The 16,232-nt window shown below is 56.4% G+C and carries 14 protein-coding genes; 4 read left to right on the forward strand and 10 right to left on the reverse strand.

Translation table 11 applies throughout. The features are described from left to right. Positions 1-10: 10 nt before the first annotated feature. The 5 genes from H8K04_00465 to H8K04_00485 all read right to left on the reverse strand — a co-directional run bounded on the left by H8K04_00465 (position 11) and on the right by H8K04_00485 (position 6,800). Positions 11-961, reverse strand: coding sequence for an NADH-quinone oxidoreductase subunit H (locus tag H8K04_00465; protein ID UVT16076.1), 951 nt, complete (start codon positions 959-961; stop codon positions 11-13). Between the two features lie 4 nt (positions 962-965). Then, positions 966-2,993, reverse strand: a complete 2,028-nt coding sequence (hyfB, locus tag H8K04_00470; GenBank protein UVT16077.1) for a hydrogenase 4 subunit B — start codon at positions 2,991-2,993, stop codon at positions 966-968. A 301-nt stretch (positions 2,994-3,294) separates the two neighbouring features. Beyond that, complete coding sequence (locus H8K04_00475; protein UVT16078.1) at positions 3,295-3,585, reverse strand: hypothetical protein; 291 nt, start codon at positions 3,583-3,585, stop codon at positions 3,295-3,297. A gap of 462 nt (positions 3,586-4,047) precedes the next feature. After that, positions 4,048-5,406, reverse strand: coding sequence for a sigma-54-dependent Fis family transcriptional regulator (locus tag H8K04_00480; protein ID UVT16079.1), 1,359 nt, complete (start codon positions 5,404-5,406; stop codon positions 4,048-4,050). Then, a complete protein-coding gene (locus H8K04_00485; GenBank protein UVT16080.1) occupies positions 5,403-6,800 on the reverse strand; it encodes a PAS domain-containing protein in 1,398 nt (465 codons plus the stop codon). Before H8K04_00485 ends, H8K04_00480 begins: the two co-directional genes overlap by 4 nt. Before the next feature lie 543 nt (positions 6,801-7,343). Between H8K04_00485 and H8K04_00490 the strand changes: the two genes are divergently transcribed. After that, positions 7,344-8,117 carry a carboxypeptidase regulatory-like domain-containing protein gene (locus H8K04_00490; protein ID UVT16081.1) on the forward strand — a complete coding sequence of 258 codons (774 nt, stop codon included), beginning with the start codon at positions 7,344-7,346 and terminating at the stop codon, positions 8,115-8,117. Between the two features lie 17 nt (positions 8,118-8,134). Here the strand turns inward: H8K04_00490 and H8K04_00495 are convergent, their stop codons facing one another. Continuing rightward, positions 8,135-8,782, reverse strand: a complete 648-nt coding sequence (locus H8K04_00495) for a hypothetical protein (GenBank protein UVT16082.1) — start codon at positions 8,780-8,782, stop codon at positions 8,135-8,137. Positions 8,783-8,813: 31 nt separating this feature from the next. Next, on the reverse strand, positions 8,814-9,803 hold the full coding sequence (locus H8K04_00500) for an SUMF1/EgtB/PvdO family nonheme iron enzyme (GenBank protein ID UVT16083.1): 990 nt from the start codon (positions 9,801-9,803) through the stop codon (positions 8,814-8,816). Positions 9,804-9,841: 38 nt separating this feature from the next. Between H8K04_00500 and H8K04_00505 the strand changes: the two genes are divergently transcribed. Together H8K04_00505 and H8K04_00510 are read left to right on the forward strand one after the other, a co-directional pair. Next, positions 9,842-10,318 (forward strand): CopD family protein, encoded by a 477-nt coding sequence (locus H8K04_00505; protein UVT16084.1) that lies wholly within the window; start codon positions 9,842-9,844, stop codon positions 10,316-10,318. A 42-nt stretch (positions 10,319-10,360) separates the two neighbouring features. After that, positions 10,361-12,424 (forward strand): TonB-dependent receptor, encoded by a 2,064-nt coding sequence (locus tag H8K04_00510; GenBank protein ID UVT16085.1) that lies wholly within the window; start codon positions 10,361-10,363, stop codon positions 12,422-12,424. 67 nt (positions 12,425-12,491) lie between these two features. Here the strand turns inward: H8K04_00510 and H8K04_00515 are convergent, their stop codons facing one another. The 3 genes from H8K04_00515 to H8K04_00525 all read right to left on the reverse strand — a co-directional run bounded on the left by H8K04_00515 (position 12,492) and on the right by H8K04_00525 (position 14,433). Then, complete coding sequence (locus H8K04_00515) at positions 12,492-13,163, reverse strand: formylglycine-generating enzyme family protein (protein UVT17816.1); 672 nt, start codon at positions 13,161-13,163, stop codon at positions 12,492-12,494. Between the two features lie 817 nt (positions 13,164-13,980). Continuing rightward, on the reverse strand, positions 13,981-14,190 hold the full coding sequence (locus tag H8K04_00520) for a hypothetical protein (GenBank protein UVT16086.1): 210 nt from the start codon (positions 14,188-14,190) through the stop codon (positions 13,981-13,983). Between the two features lie 27 nt (positions 14,191-14,217). Then, entirely contained in the window at positions 14,218-14,433 is a 216-nt protein-coding gene (locus H8K04_00525; protein UVT16087.1) for a hypothetical protein, read from the reverse strand. A 293-nt stretch (positions 14,434-14,726) separates the two neighbouring features. Here H8K04_00525 and H8K04_00530 point away from each other — a divergent pair, with 293 nt between their 5' ends. After that, positions 14,727-16,208: a PAS domain-containing protein gene (locus H8K04_00530; protein UVT16088.1), complete on the forward strand. Its 1,482-nt coding sequence runs from the start codon at positions 14,727-14,729 to the stop codon at positions 16,206-16,208. Positions 16,209-16,232 lie beyond the last annotated feature (24 nt).

Consider the following 16,232-nt stretch of genomic DNA (forward strand, 5'->3'; position numbering starts at 1 on the left):
CAGCGGCACATCAGCCTCGCCGGACGTAGAAGAAGACGAGTCCGAGCAGTGCCAGGATAAACGCGGTTCCCAGCAAGTCCGTCACTCTGAATAAACGCAACTTGGCAAACATCGATTCAAGGATGCCGATCAACACCGCCAATCCCGAGATTTTTACGAGATAGGCTGCCAAGCCGATACCGAGTGCAGCCGGCTCCATATTGGTTGCAATCCCCCAGGGAGCGGACACGTTGGCGATCAAGGTAAGAAATACCAAGAGCTTGAGTCCCGCCGCCCATTCGACCAGCGCCAGATACCGTCCCGAATATTCCAAAATCATTGCTTCGTGGATCATCGTGAGTTCGAGGTGGGTGGCTGGATTATCCACCGGCACCCGCCCGGTTTCGGCAATGGCCACGATGACCAGTGCAGCGAACGCCATGAGATGAGGCGACGGATCGGTCACAATGCCTTCGAGTAACGCCGTCTTGTGGACGATGGTGCTCAGATTCGTAGACCCTGCCGTGAGCGCGATTGCAAAGACCGATAGCATCATGGCCGGCTCGGTCATCGACGCCACAATCGCTTCGCGGCTGCTCCCCATCCCTCCGAAGGTCGAACCGGCGTCGAGACCGGCCAGCATCAAAAAGAACGTGCCCAAGGCTAGCAGATAGACGAGGGCGATGATGTTGCCTGCGAAGTTCAACGGAGTCCTGGAGATAAACACTGGCACCAGCAGCCCGGCCGCCAGCGTCGAAGCAAAGAGGATGTAGGGGGTGGCGGTGAAAATCCACGACGTGGTGGATGAGACAACCGGCTGCTTTTGAAAGAGCTTAGTCAGATCAGCGTAGGGTTGGAAGACGGAGGCTCCCCGCCGGCATTGCAGACGTGCCTTCACCTTCCTGATAAGGCCGACGATCAACGGAGCGGACGCCAATAAGACGACGGTCTGTATGGCGATAAGAATGAAGGCATCCAACATCGGCTTACACCGAGAACAATAACAGGACAATCAGCGTGACAAAGATATAGGCCAAGTACAGGTGCAGGCTTCCCGCCTGAATGACCCGCAGACGCCCAGCTAGGGCAGTAACAAGCGCGAGCACCGGATCATACAGATACTTCTGAAAGACCGGCTCAACGTGAAATTCAAAGCGCCGTCGTTTGGCGAAATACTGTGACTCGTGGAGAAACTCCGTCTCGAGCTTCACCGTCGGTTGATAAATCGAGCTGAATACTCGTTTGATGGGTTGCACAAATCCGGTCGCCGTATACTCCATGCGGGGCGTCAGGTTGATCCCGCAGCCCCACGTTTTGTAATAGCGCTTCCTCATGAGCCCGCCAAAGGCCGCCACGATCCCGAGCCCAAGCACTGAAAGCGCTCCCAGCAGCAGGGCGAGGATCGGTGGCGAAAGACTCGCAAACTCCACATTCACCGTAGCCAGCGCCCAACCGTCAAGGGCCAGCACCTGGCCTTCGATCGACACACCCGTGAACGGCGCGACAACTCGGTCCAGCAGCGGCACGACCACCATCGGTCCAAGACCAAGGGCGATACAGACCGTCGCCAAGAAGGCCATCGCTACACGCATGGGAATCGGAACCTCTCTCGCATGTCGTGCGTATGTGCTCCGTGGAAGGGCCAGAAACGAAATCCCGAACGCTTTTGCGAAGCAGGCCAAGGCGAGGGCTCCGGTCAGGGCCAGCATCGCCGCTGCAAGTGGGAGTATCAGCTTCAAGAAGGTGTCGGGAATGTGAAAGCTGAGAAAGAGGCTTTGGAACACCAGCCATTCGCTGACGAATCCGTTGGTCGGCGGCAGGGCGGCAATCGACACCGCCCCGATCAAGAAACAGGCACCGGTCCATGGCATGCGCCGGAGAAGGCCGCCGTATTCCTCCATGTTGCGTGTGTGCGTCGCATAGAGCAGCGAACCGGCTCCCAGGAACAGCAGGGCCTTGAACATGGCGTGGTTGATCGTATGATACAGTCCGGCCAGCAAGCCCAGCGCGGCAAACTCCTTGAGTCCGTAGGTCTGAAAAATCATCCCGGCCCCGATCCCCAACAGAATGATGCCAATGTTCTCAACACTGTGGTAGGCGAGTAAGCCTTTCAAATCATGCTCCATCAGCGCATACATCACGCCGAGCAACGCAGACACTGCGCCGATCACGAGGACAACGAAGCCCCACCACCAGGGGAATTGCCCGCCGAGGAAATCGAAATACACCCGAATCAGGGCATAAATAGCGGTCTTGATCATGACGCCGGACATCAGGGCTGAGATATGCGACGGTGCTGCTGGATGTGCGTAGGGCAACCAGACATGGAGCGGCACGATGCCCGCTTTGGTACCGAAGCCGATCAAGGCCATCAGAAATGCGATCGTTCTCATGTTCTCCGGCAAGAGCTGCTCCGGATGTCGAAAAGCGTCGAACGCAAACGACCCGCCTTCTTGGAAAAAGATGAGGAACGTCAGGATGATGAAGGCGGTTCCCACCTGGGTCATGATCAGGTAGAACAATCCCGCGTACCGCACCTCAGCGTTCTCGTGCTCCGTCACCACGAGGAAATAGGAGAGCAACGACATGAGTTCCCAGGCGATGAGAAAAAAGATGCCGTTGTCTGCGAGGACCACCACGGTCATGGAACAAAGAAAACCGTTGAAGAGCGCTCCGAGCACAGGGAGCGATGTGTGCCCGTCAAAATGACGCATGTATCCAATGGCATAGATCGACGCGGCGAGACCGGCTAGGGAGATGGTCAACACGAAGAATGCTGCGAGTGGATCAATCCGAATGGCGAAGGTGAGCAGAGGTATTGTGGAGGCGAGCGATCCCGTGATGGGATCCGAAGACGTGAGTCCAAGGAGCCCAAGAACGACGCCTGTGCTGGTAGACACGATAGCGGGGGCGGTGGTCGTGATAATTTGAGCTTTGGGCTGTCGAGGTAGACAAAGCGGAAGTAGTATCCCGGCTACATACCCGCCGAGAAGGATCCATAACAGGTTTAACATTCGATCGATTCGAGCCTTAGCGTTCCTGTCGTATTACCGCGTAAACGAATCGAGTCTGCTCTTCATGCGTCAGCTCGGCCTAGATAGGGGATGGTTTGATCACCTGATTCACACGGACCGATCTTGATGCGGGAAACTCTCCCATCATCCTCTCGCCACCGGCTGCCTACCCGACCACAACATCTCATACCTCAACCCCCCAAAACCAAATGTGCGATGGTTACCAACAGCGCGATGATCAACACACCGTAGAACGTCGCCTTCCACCCCTGCCATGCCCGCGTTTCATTGTCCTTCACGATCAGCCTCCTGCTTGGAGGGACCGGTCCATCCGCTGCCGACAGCGAGCCGATCCTTCTCGTGCTATTAGATTGTTGGGATCGTAAGTCAGCACCGCGTTCCAATTGACCAACGCCTCTTCGTGTTGGTCGAGTCGCTCGAGCAACGTAGCCAGTTCGCATCGCGCTGTAATGTCAGTGGGACAGAGCACAAGCGCGTCCGACAGTTCTTGGAGTTGCGCCAGCCAATCTAGCGTCCGCTGACGGCTCGCGCACAGCCTGCAGTCCCGCCCGTCTCCCTTCTTAATGGTCATGTCTAGCCCTTTGCTTTGTTGGCAGCCTCAAGTTGCTCGGCAGCCGGTTGCGCACAGCCAGGTATCACCAGCATCCTGGTTGCTGTCACAAGCCTGAAGGGATTCTTCTGTGAGAATCTGCATCTCACGACAACACCCTCCCTCTCACCCCGCCGCTTTCTTAATTTCTCGCACACAGAAGCTATTGCAGGGAGAGTGCCGCTGTTGAACAGGCACAGGGATATTATGCAAGGATGAAATCTATCGCGGGGTTATAGCTGGAGTGGAGAGGTGCTGGGACCGCCACCCTTCAGCCGCAAATTACGTTGTGCAAGAAGTGCAGTGTTTGGCTGCCCAGTAGTGATTTGAGGTGCATTTCTTGCGGTATGAGTCATGACAAGACCTCAGACCTCTCCGGCAGTGCTGAAAATGCGAGACTACTAATCAGGTCGGGAATCAAGGCGAAGATTCGGCCGGGAGCAATCAGTCACGAATTCCATATTCCTTGATCTTGTATTGGAGAGTCCTAAGGCTAATGCCCAACAGCCTTGCGGCATTTTCTCGATGGTTGGTGACTTCCTTTAGAGTTCGTTCAATGACCTGCCGCTCAATCTCTTCTATAGACGTTCCCAATGTGATCACCATGGTCCGTGCATCCTCTTTGCTGGTCTGAATCTCCTCAGGAAGATGCCCGGGTTGAATCGTAGTATCCTTCACCGTGACGACAAGCCGTTCCATGAGATTTCGTAATTGCCGAACGTTCCCGGGCCACCCATAGAGTCGTAACAGCCGCATGGCCTCTCGCGAAACTTCTTTCCGTCCGCGGTGATGTTGTGCTGAAGACTCAGCCAGGTATCGATCCACAAGCAGCGGAACATCGTCTGCCCGTTCGCGGAGCGGCGGGAGGCGGATAGGCACGACATTGAGCCGATAGTAGAGATCTTCCCGAAACTCTCCCTGCTTTACCGCCTCTTCCAGGTTGCGATTTGTAGCCGCAAGGATTCTCGTGTCGACTTTGATCAGTTTCGTGCCGCCCAGACGCCGAAATTCCTTCGTCTCAAGAACACGTAGAAAATCGACTTGCGACTTGAGCGAGAGTTCACCCACTTCATCCAGCAACAGCGTACCACCGTCCGCCAGTTCGAATCGCCCGACCTTGGTTGACATCGCTCCAGTGAAAGCGCCCTTCTCATACCCGAATAACTCGCTCTCAAAGAGGTTCTCGGGCAATGCACCGCAGTTCATGGTAATGAACGGCCCGTCGGCCCTCGGGCTCTTATGGTGTATTGCACGCGCGATGAGTTCCTTCCCAGTTCCACTTTCCCCCGTGAGCAAGACCGTCACATCGCTGTCCGCCACCATCTCCACCAAGCTATAGACTCCCTGCATGGCGTCACTCTCACCGACCATTTGATCGAAACGTATTCTCGTTTCAAGACGGTCACGGAGTTGCTTGTTCTCGGAGGTTAGGGTATGACGCTCCAGCGCTTTCTCCACGACCACTCCAAATCGCTCGCGATCGATCGGTTTTGTCAGATAGTCATAGGCACCCAGACGCATCGCTTCAACAGCTGTATCGATCGAACCAAATGCAGTCATGACGACGACTTCCGTGTCCGACCATTTGTCCTTCAGTTGACGCAGAAATTCTATGCCACCCATCCCGGGCATCCGAAGATCGGTGATCACCAGATCCATTCGGGTTTCTTCGAGGTGTCGCAGAGCCTCCTCTCCTGTGCCCAGCCCCCAGACCCGGTAGCCCTTTTTCTCCAACATGGTCACCAGGGCATTGCGGATGTTGACTTCATCATCAACGATGAGAACCTGAGAGACCTGTGTCATGATCCCACACCAACCTTGTCCGGTTGACCAATCGACGCGGGGAATTGAGTCACCACCATCGTCCCGCCGCCAGGCACACTCGCAACCTGAATCGTCCCGCCATGATCCTGCATAATGCGGTAAGCTATGGCAAGACCAAGTCCAGTGCCGCTCGACTTGGTTGTATAGAAGGGCTCAAACAGATGGGAGAGCTGCTCCTTCGTGATCCCGACTCCGTTATCCTTTACTGTAATGTCCACCCAATGTTTCCCTTCAGCCTCTCGTTGAACCGCTGAAATCTGACAGCGTCCGCCGTTCGGCATGGCATGAAACGCGTTGACGACGATGTTTACCAATACTTGACTGATCTGAGTTGCATCGCCCAGCACAGGCGGTAAGTGGTCTTCCATTTCCTGTTCGAATCGAATCCGGCGTTCCTCCGCCTCGAAGCGCATCAACGTCATGATGTGGTCGATAAGTGCCTTGACATCGACCTCGTGTAAACCAACAGATCCCGGGCGGGCAAATTTCATAAAATTATCAAGAATCGCTGAGAGCCTGCGGCATTCGGCGTTCACGACACCAAGGTACCGTGCCCCTGGTTCTGCCAGTGTTCCCCTCTCCGTAAGTTCCTCTTCCAGAAGATGGAGATTCAGATCCATGGCGCTCAAGGGGTTTCGCAGCTCGTGCGCTACCCCTGCAGACAACGTGTGCAGCGCCGCTAACTTTTCTGCGACACGGACGCGTCGTTCAAGTGCTAACCGCTCCGAAACGTCTTGCGCCTGCAAAATCACCCCGGCCGGTTTCTTATCGTCCCCCGTGAGTTCCGCTGTGCTCACGCGAATTGTCCTCGGGTTTAGGTCTCCGCATTCGTAGAGAAAGTCCCTGTGACTCAAATGACGGTGCTCTTTCAACGCTCCGTCGAGTATCTGGCGGATCGGGTCATCTTTGGGGAATACGGCATCATACCCTTTGCCGAGCAACTCCGATGTGGAGCGATTCAAAACCACCTCAGCTGTGGGATTCACCGCGCTGATGATTCCTCCCCGGTTAATCGTAAGCACGCCTGTGGGAATACTGTGTAGAATATTCCGCGCCAGCCCTTTCACTTCTTCCAGTGTTTTTCGGGCAGTGTCGTAGTGAAGAAACGTGATGACTGCGGCAATACCTATCGAACTCACTAAGAAAACAAGGAGCGCCTCGACGAGCAGATCACTGCGTGACTGCCAGAGGGCATGGACCAATTCCGTGGGAGCCTTACCGCCCTCGGAAGAACCCCGAAGGAGAAGTTTTTCTCGTTCCAGGCTGAAAAGCAAAATGACGGAGGCGACCAAAGCGAGGACCAAGAGCACGGAAGAGACCAACCGATAGGGAACCCTTCGGAAGAGCGTCGTTTCTGGAATGGGTCTGAACATCGCAATGTCACATAGAAGCGCACACGGCCGCCATGCCTACACGCACACAACCTCCTGTGCAGGGAGCTCAATCACAGTAGGATTCTACACGAACTCAGTGTTTTCATCATGCGCGAGAATCAGGAGGCTCTCGGTGGAGCCATGGTCTAGGATCGCGGTTGGCGGTCCGTCTTCGGATCAGCGCTTTAGGAAAAAACGTCCACATGTAATCCGGCTCAAGAGGGAAGACCATCGCTCGCTGTCGTATGGAATGCCGATCTCGTTAAAAACTCGAATGCCACTGAGGATCACGGTGCAAACTTTGCACGTTATCCTCTCCACTTGGTGTCATACATCCTCTAGTCTCACGCCGGTTCTCCATTAAGCCTCTGAAAATCAAGCCTATGGCTTGTCTGGTTCACGGGGCATACGAGTTGCTTTTGAGATCTCCAGAGGCGGCTAGGTCTCTGGCAATTCTGAGCGGGACCTTACTAAGCCCATCACGATTGGATAAGGCCGATCCGTCGGCCGGTATGCCACAGCAAACGCATGATCGGAGGGGGCATGAGAAACACGATTCTGGCAGGAATGTGGGTGACAGTCTGTGCATCAGCGATACTGAGCTTCGGGCTGTGCGCCGATGCCGAGGCGTATGAGTCGGGAACCGTCACAGATGGCGGGACAATGCGGGGTAAGATCACGTTTAAGGGTTCAGTGCCGGAGCCGAAAGAATTCAAACTGCATCGCTATCCAGATCGCGCATTTTGTGGAGAGCTGTCGGATGGCAACGGGCATCGTCTCCTGAAGGAAGTCAAGATCGGCCCGGACGGTGGGCTCAAGGATGTGGTGATAGTTGTGGATGACATTAAGAAAGGAAAGCCATTTACTTTCACCGATGCCGAAGTGGAAGCGACCATGTGCCAGTTCTTGCCGTTCGTGACTGTGGTCAGCGACAAGCGTCGAGTCACCGTCGTCAATCGGGATCCGGTTGCCCACGATATTCAAGGCTACGCCTATGACCAGGCTGGAGTGGATATCGTCCTCCATCGGCCGGCGCTGAAAGTCAGCGGGACTACGGATGTCGTGCAGCTGGTCAAAGGGCGGAAGGTGTTTACCATGCAGTGCGGTATGCATCCCTACATGCAGAATGGGGGATATGCCATCGACAATCCCTACTATGCGGTGACGGATCTCGATGGCTCATTCGCCATTGGAGATCTCCCGGCCGGCACCTACCGCATCAAGGCCTGGCACCCGATTTTGGGACTGCAAGAGCGGGAGATCACCGTGAAACCGAATGAGACGGTCTCCCTCGATCTGTTGTTTGAAAACAAGTAATGGGCACGACGTGTGCGTTATCGGGGTGCAACCGGCGATTGTTCCGATTGCGGCTTGAGCGGGCTGACCGCGTTCTGATCTCGCCCTGCCTGATAGGTTTCCAGCATTTTCTTGATCGTCGGCGTCAGCCGCTCTTCCGAGTGGAGCGGCACCTTGACCCGGACGCCCCGTCCTTCGTTGCGGCCGAGGGAGAAGATGTGGTGTTCGATCATCTCGCCCTGTTTGTGGTCCTTATACGTGAAGGTCAATTGCTTCCCCGGGAATCCTGCCAGTGACCTCTCCTGCTCCTGCCGCCACCGTACGGGGGTGTTTTTCTTGCCATAGAGTTCTGTGATGATGCGGCGATGAGCCAAGGCGAACTCATCGAGTGTCTGCCGTCCGTCCTGACTGCGGCCGCCCACCACATTCATGTGACCGGATAATGCGACGAGGCTGTGCTCGATGGGAGGGTAGAGCGTTACGCCGGTTCCATCAGGAAGCGGGTTGCCAAGGCGCCAGTCATCCGGATAACGGACGGAAAAACCAAAACGGGCGTTGGTGTACAGTTTCCAACCCCGTTCTTCGTTCTCTAATGCTCCAGCCAAGGTGATTTCGGTCATCACACCGAAACTCATCACTACTACCAGCGCCACTAAGAAACAGATCTGGGTTATTCGAATCTTCATACGCCGAAACTCACTTTGCTGACAGTGCGTGTTATTGCGCGGGTCCCGCACAGCGAAACCCGATCGTGGATGCCCGTTGTTGCGGTGCGGCGCCGCTTCGCGTGGCGGTTCGGAGCAACACCGCCGCGCTCTTCCACGATCCGCCCCGCACCACTTTATAGCGTCCCTGCCCAACTCCGCGCGGATTACGGTCGGGCATCGTCGCATAATAATCGATCCCAAACCAATCTTCGACCCACTCGGCGGCATTCCCTGCCATATGGTGCAGGCCATAGGGACTGCGCCCCTTTTCGCCGCTCTCAACAGCGGCCACGATCGGAATCTCGTGGACATGGTACTGTCCGAACATGGCCAACCCCGGTGCAGGAGGCTGTTGTCCCCATGGAAACAGGTTGCCCTGATCACCCCGTGCTGCTTTTTCCCATTCGGCTTCGGTCGGAAGGCGCTTGCCTCGTGCGCGACAGAAATCCGAAGCCTCGGCCCATGTAACGTAGAGGGCCGGCCAACGGGTTAACGTCGCCGGTGATACGGCATGCACCGTCGTCATGTGATCGATCAGCTTGCGTATTTCTTCAGGGGTAGGACGTTGCTGCTGTTGCAACCACAACAGGAATTCTCCGAGGTTGACCTCATCTCGGTCGATATCAAACCGATCGAGCCATACCCGGCGCTGTGGTTGTTCGGTGTCATCATAAGGGAACTCGAGACTGAAAGATGTCTGGGTGGTCTTGGCGGTTCCCATGAGAAAAAGGCCCTCGGCCACCGTCATCATGGGAGCGCCGTGAGCGAGCGCGGCGATACGGCCCAATGACGGCTCTTCTGTTGCGCCTCCGATCGCCGGCTTCGCCAAGAGTCCCACGAGCGTCGCAATGACGAAAAGCCCGAGAACGGCTCGATGACGGATCATGTCATCCTCTACCGATAACATCGACCAGGAGTCAATGGTCGTCGCGAAAATGCCCGATCGATCGTCCTTCGAGAGAGCAGACGACGATGTGGTGTCGAGTGACACGGGACACATGACGATTTTTCCCACCGGATCGATTATTATGCGGCGATATGTATTCAACCTTGGTGGTGCTGCACATCCTTGCCGCCGTCAGCTGGGTTGGGGGGATGATTTTCCTGTCCCTGGTTCTGGCGCCCTTGGTCCGGGGCCGCAAGGCGGCGCCGGAATTCATGGCCCTGTTCCGATCCGCCGCGCTTCGATTTCGCCCTGTCGTCTGGATCGCAATCGCAGTCCTCTTGGCCACCGGTCCGATGTTGTTGTCACAACGCGGCATCCATGTCATGGAACCCGCCTCATGGACTGGGATCGTGACGGTGAAGCTGACCCTGGTAGGCCTTCTGTTATTCTTGACCATGCTGCACGATCTCGTACTTGGTCCCAATGTCAGTCGGGTCAGTGCGATTCCAGAACCTCAACGAACGGCAGGGGAGCAGATCGTGTTCAAGACCGCGCGCTGGATCCCCCGCCTTTCATTGTTCATCGCGCTTGCTGTGGTCATTGCGGCGACAGTACTGGCGCGGGGATAGCACACGACCGACTCATGACCTACCTGAAGGCTCTCCGCTGCCGTGGGTGCATTACAGGTCATAGACGAATCGGCTGATCGGCGCATCCGGCGGCGCATTCAGGCGGCGTTCGCTCTCGTTGTGTGGTGTTCCTTCGCTCAGATGTCCTATGCCGAAGGAGACGAGACGCTCCAGGCAAGCGAAGTCGTCGTGGCCGCGACCAGAATTCCCATGGCTCCGTGGCGCATTTCAGCGGCGGCGACCGTTTTGATGCAAGAAGACATCCGTCGCACGCCCTTTCAGAGCGGCACACAGGTCGATGACCTCTTGCGCTATGTGCCGGCGGTCCAACCGAGTCTCCTTGGCAGTCGATACAATCACCCCACTGCCCAATTCGTCAGCATCCGAGGCTTGGGGACCCGCCGCGCCCTCGTGCTGCTGGACGGTGTGCCGTTGAACGATGGCTTTGGAGGGTGGATCAATTGGGGGCTTGTGCCTGACCGAGTCGAACGGGTCGAAATCATTCCCGGCGGCGGATCGAACCTCTACGGCACCTGGGCGATGGGTGGGGTCATCAATATCATTTCCGAATCCGGTCGTCCCAAGACCGGCTGGAGCGGCGATCTGAGCGGAGGACTACTTGGCACAAATATTCAATCGACCCGCGCTCAGTATGGAAATGGCCGAACGGGAGTGACCGTCAACTATCGCCGGTTTGATACGACAGGATTTCTCGCGGTTCCATCCTATCAACGAGGACCTGCGGATCTACCCGTCGGGTCGGAGCATCATCAGTTCACCGGCCGAGTCTCCCATGAGCTGACCGCTCACACGACCGCCACGCTCTCGGGCACCTATTACAGGGAAGATCGTTCCTTTGGAACTGCGTTCAGTCAAGGCGACCGCACGATCGGCACAGTCTCGTTTGGTTTGAAGGGAGATCAGGCCGGCTGGGGAGGGTGGGAAGCGAAAACCTTTGCTCAATGGCAAACGTTCAATAATCAGAGCGCCGTCGTGCTTCCTTCACCCTTCGTCCGCTTGTTCGATCAACCGGACCGGCTACAGACAATTCCTTCGAACGATATCGGAGGCATGGCGCAATGGAGCGCGCCACTTCTCTCGGTCTTCCGCATCGTGATGGGCGGTGACGCGCGGGCGATCATCGCACAATCCCAAGAGGTGCTGGTGGCTTCTCAGACGCCGTTCATGACGCGCGGCAAACAGTTGGGCGTGGGAACGTTCGGTGAAGTGATCATCGAGCCGCTCGATGCGTTGACACTGACGGCCGGCGCGCGCTGGGATTGGTGGAAGAACTTCGGCGGATCGCGTGCGGCAGGATCAGGACCGATCAATGCGATGCAGGACAATACCGCGAGCATCATCAATCCCAAGTTCAGCGTGCTGTACCGGATCAACGACCGTGTGCGTGTCGGGGCATCGGTTTACCAGGCGTTTCGCGCGCCGACTTTGAACGAATTGTACAGAGACTTCAGTTCGTCAGGCTTTACGTTTCTGAGCAACGACCGTCTGGAGCCGGAACGGCTCACGGGCGGTGATATGAAGGTCGAAGCGGAGCTGCTGCCGGACGGCCTGCTCGGATTCCGCGCCACCGGCCATTACGATGTGATCAAGGATCAGATCCTCTTCGTCACTCAAGGACCGGTCTCGGCGATGAGACAGAATATTGGAGAAGGTCGATCGGTCGGCACCGATGTCGAACTGCGAAGCCGGCTGGACGACCGGCTTTATTTGACTGTCGGATACTCGTTCGTGGATTCGGTCATGACGAGTTTCCCGGGGAACCCGTCCCGCGAGGGCCTGCGCATTCCGAACGTCTCTCGACACCAGGTGACGGCCGCGCTCACGGCCGGGCAACCGAGTGTCCTGCAGTTCACGCTTCAGGCCAGATACCTGTCCAGGCAGTTCGCGGACGATCTGAACCGGCAGCCGATCGCGGATTTCATCGTTTTGGATGCGTCGCTGCGGAAACGAATCGCCTCATGGGCGGAACTGTTCATTCATAGCGAGAATCTCACCGACAGGCACTACATCGCCACGCAAACGGGAGGGCTCAAAACCCTCGGGCAGCCGCTGCTCGTCCTCGGTGGTCTTCGGATCGATCTTTAGCCGGGATAGTGAAGGAGATCCGCCGGGATTCCATAGCAATCAACCAACTCATCGAATCAGCCCAATGCTACGAGTTTTTGGCGCAACGGAATCCATAGCCGAACTGCCGACTGGATGGTTCGGCATTGAAACGAAAGGAAGAACGCAGAAATTCCTGGATATACAACCAATTACCGCCCCGCACGACTTTCGATTTACCCGCCGTCGGTCCTTGAGGATTCTTGGCCGGGCTTTTCTTGTAATAATCATGGTCATACCAGTCGTTGACCCATTCCCAAGCATTACCGGCCAGGTCATAGATGCCGTAGGGGCTCTTGCCCATTTCAAACATCCCCACCGGAACCAACGCCATATGGTTTGCCCATTCCTTTTTGCCGAAATTCGCGTGGAGTCTGGTGGGCGCCTCGTTGCCCCAGGGATAAAGGCGGCCATCCGTCCCTCGCGCCGCCTTTTCCCACTCCGCCTCGGTGGGCAGGCGCTTACCGGCCCATTTGCAATACGTGGCGGCGTCAGACCAACTGACATTGACAACGGGGCGCTTTTGATGTTGGGGCTGGTTCATGATATCCCACTCAGGCGGCGCCTCAAGGCCTGTTGCAACCAGATACTTGGCATACTGCCCCACCGTCACGTGGTACTTATCCATATAGAAGGCGTTGAGGTAGACGCGATGCACCGGCCTTTCATCGGGGCTCATCGTGCTTCCCATGGTGAACTCCCCAGCCGGCACCAGCGCCATCGGCTGGTCGTCTGATTTGAGACTATCCAATAAGGTGGTCGAACGCCGACCAGGGAGTTGTGCTTCCAATTGTTGATAGGCAGTCAGTTGCTCACGATTGAGCCCTAGCTCATTGGCACCGTCCAGGGCTTCCTCCGCTTTCTTGACTTGCTCGGGCTGAGCCTGCCCAGCCGCAATCAGACCTTTCGCTTCCTCCAGCAACCGCCAGGCCGTCACTTCCTCCAGCGATCGCCACACCTCCATTTTGCGCAACCGTACTTCCTTCGTCCCGGCTGTCCTGGATTTCGCATCCAAATGCAACGCGGTTTCGTAATGTTCTTCGGCGCAGGCCCAGGCAGCTAATCCTCGACAGGCCTCAGCCAAGTTAAAATGAGCCTGCACATTCGAGGAGTTGTTCACGATGCCGGCCTCCAGGGCCGCGCGTGCTTCCGCATACTGTTTCTTCTTCAGCAGCGTCTCTCCCTTGGCAAAATCCTGTTCGCCGGTCTCGGTTGCCGACGCCGCCATTGAGGCTGCGACTATTCTCAAGCATATGAGAAAACCCAGCGCCCTAAGGGTCTGCCTCATAATCGCTTCCCTCCCACTGGTAATTGGCTATGGCAGCGGGTCTTGTCTTCCCTACAGAGTATCGGCCGTCGTGAACACAGCGTTCGTGACCCGGAACATAGCATAATGCAGCCCAAGCATAAAGAAGGCTGGATGGTCGACTGAGATTGTGTAGGGTGATGGCGCGGATCGCGACAGGTCTCCGGCAAGTTGGGCCCGGCGTCTCTCGGATCGATGTAGGAGTACGCCGGGCAAACGAAACTCACCTGGCTTACGGCTGGGAGTGCGGCTTGTCCTTGTAAGCGCCGTGATCCCCAGGGCCCTTCATCAATTTGTCACCGGCGATTCGTGTGACCGAAATCTCTTGAGGAGTTCCCTCCCGCTTCACCGCCAATTTCACATTCGTCCCGGCTTCACCTCGAATCATCTTCACCACCTGCTCGTACGTCTTTCCCGAGACTGCGACTCCGTCCACGCTCACCAGCTCGTCTCCGTGCTTCAACCCAGCTTAATGAGCCGGTCCTTCCTGATGCACTCTGCCGACATATAACGTTGCAGGGTCGCCGACACGGTCGGCCCCGAGGTGGAGCGAAATGCCGATGACGCCGGCTCCCTCTGTAGGAGCAGGCGATGCCTGATCTTGTTGATCTGCAGCCTGAAGCGGACCGCTGAGTAATAGACTGAGCAACACCCCTGCTCCGAAAACGATGCTTCTGTTCCACATGTATTCCTCCAATATGGCGGTTAAGAAATGCCGATTTACCGATGTACCTTTCGACCAGTCTCACGGCATATGACTTGGTTTACGCTATCATGCGCCCATGAGAAGAAGGTTAAGTGAATATTAGAACGTCTACTGAGCTCAAACCCCAGCATCTTGGTGCCATCGTTCACCCCTTGCTAGGTGTTTGCCTAGGCACCTAGAATAGACCGTTTGGCCTAGCGTACCAAGGTGTCGCCATGAGCGTTCTACGATAGCCTCAACCGTGGAAGCTTATGGAGAAGGGGTGGTTTTTAATGTCCAGCGATCGGACCACGGCACTGTTGATTCGAGGAACTGAACAGGTAACAGTTCCGGTAGCTGGTACCCCGTCAAGAGGTTGGCTTGTCGCGACAGTAGTCACAACGATCGTCGTGTTTGTTGTCGATGTGTGGGCGCCACCAGGCTATGCGGTACCGATTTTTTTTACGCTCCCAATCCTTCTCACTCGACTGACTCCTGAATTACCCAGCACAATCGTCACAGCCAGCAGCACCGTTTTGCTCACATGGCTGGGGGCGGCACTAAGCCAGACTGCGGTCACGCAACACGATAGCCCGAATCGAGCGATGACGACGACCCTGCTCTTGGGCATCGCGTGGCTCGTCATCACGCAGAAGCAATCTGCACGGCAGATCCAGATGGCGCAACAGGCGAGGCATGAGAGTGAGGAGCGACTGCGCATCTTCATCGAACATGCGCCGGTGGCGCTTGCCATGTTCGATCGAGACATGCACTATCTCGCCGTCAGCCGCCGTTGGATGGACCATTATAACCTATGGGACAAGCAGATTATCGGCCGTTCGGAGTATGAAATCTTCCCCGACCTTCCGGCTCGATTGAAGGTCGCGCATAGGCGAGGGCTGGCGGGTGAGATTGTGCGCGAGGAAGAAGACCGCTTCGAGCGAGCCGATGGGTCTGAACAATGGCTCTGCTGGGAAGTGAGACCTTGGCAAATGCATGATGGTCGTGTGGGCGGCATCGTCATTTTTACAGAGGACATCACCGACCGGAAAAAGGGCAGCCTGGCGCTGCTGCAGAACCAGAAAGAGCTGCGTATTCAGCAGGCACAGCTACAAGACCTTACGGAGAAACTTCTGACGGCGCAAGAACAGGAGCGTAGACGGATTGCCCGCGATCTGCACGACGATTTTACGCAGCGGCTCGCAGCCCTGACGATCGATCTTCAAAGCCGATCCCTTCTTCACGCGTCTGAACCTGAGGCATTGAACTCTTGGCACCTCAAGCAGTTAGGGGATAAGGCGGAACAGCTTACGACAGATCTACAACGCCTGGCGCACCAACTTCATCCCTCCCTTCTCGAGCATGCGGGTTTGGAAGCAGCCGCCAGAGAATATGTGGAGGAGTTCTCCGCGCGAACCGGATTAGCCACGGAGATGGTCGTGCGAGACTTGCGAACTCCCATTCCGCTCGAGCAAGCCACATGCCTCTACCGAGTGTTACAGGAAAGTCTGCAAAACGTGAGGAAACACGCCGAGGCCACCAACGTCCTGGTCCGTCTCATTCGAGCGGGGCGCACTGTGGGAATATCCGTTGTTGATGACGGGTGCGGGTTTGAGCAATGTCAGAACGTCGGTAAACTGGACGGGTTGGGCTTGACCAGCATGGCAGAGCGTGTGAAGGCCCTTCATGGCACATTTCATGTGAGAACGAAACCGGGAGATGGCACGGAGGTCGAGGCCTGGGTGTCGCTCCCTGACATGACCGGAGACGACTGACTGCTTGCATAACATGCACGGTGT

Source organism: Nitrospira sp., assembly GCA_024760525.1.
Classification (GTDB): Bacteria; Nitrospirota; Nitrospiria; order Nitrospirales; family Nitrospiraceae; genus Nitrospira_D.

What these genes read in the sequence shown, in the direction of transcription:
- H8K04_00495 (UVT16082.1), bottom strand. Translation starts at nt 8,782, where the DNA reads ATGAAGATTCGAATAACCCAGATCTGTTTCTTAGTGGCGCTGGTAGTA.
- H8K04_00530 (UVT16088.1), top strand. Translation starts at nt 14,727, where the DNA reads ATGTCCAGCGATCGGACCACGGCACTGTTGATTCGAGGAACTGAACAG.
- H8K04_00490 (UVT16081.1), top strand. Translation starts at nt 7,344, where the DNA reads ATGAGAAACACGATTCTGGCAGGAATGTGGGTGACAGTCTGTGCATCA.
- H8K04_00505 (UVT16084.1), top strand. Translation starts at nt 9,842, where the DNA reads ATGTATTCAACCTTGGTGGTGCTGCACATCCTTGCCGCCGTCAGCTGG.
- H8K04_00525 (UVT16087.1), bottom strand. Translation starts at nt 14,433, where the DNA reads ATGTGGAACAGAAGCATCGTTTTCGGAGCAGGGGTGTTGCTCAGTCTA.
- H8K04_00515 (UVT17816.1), bottom strand. Translation starts at nt 13,163, where the DNA reads ATGGCGCTGGTGCCGGCTGGGGAGTTCACCATGGGAAGCACGATGAGC.
- H8K04_00485 (UVT16080.1), bottom strand. Translation starts at nt 6,800, where the DNA reads ATGTTCAGACCCATTCCAGAAACGACGCTCTTCCGAAGGGTTCCCTAT.
- H8K04_00500 (UVT16083.1), bottom strand. Translation starts at nt 9,803, where the DNA reads ATGTGTCCCGTGTCACTCGACACCACATCGTCGTCTGCTCTCTCGAAG.
- H8K04_00465 (UVT16076.1), bottom strand. Translation starts at nt 961, where the DNA reads ATGTTGGATGCCTTCATTCTTATCGCCATACAGACCGTCGTCTTATTG.
- hyfB (UVT16077.1), bottom strand. Translation starts at nt 2,993, where the DNA reads ATGTTAAACCTGTTATGGATCCTTCTCGGCGGGTATGTAGCCGGGATA.
- H8K04_00480 (UVT16079.1), bottom strand. Translation starts at nt 5,406, where the DNA reads ATGACACAGGTCTCTCAGGTTCTCATCGTTGATGATGAAGTCAACATC.
- H8K04_00475 (UVT16078.1), bottom strand. Translation starts at nt 3,585, where the DNA reads ATGACCATTAAGAAGGGAGACGGGCGGGACTGCAGGCTGTGCGCGAGC.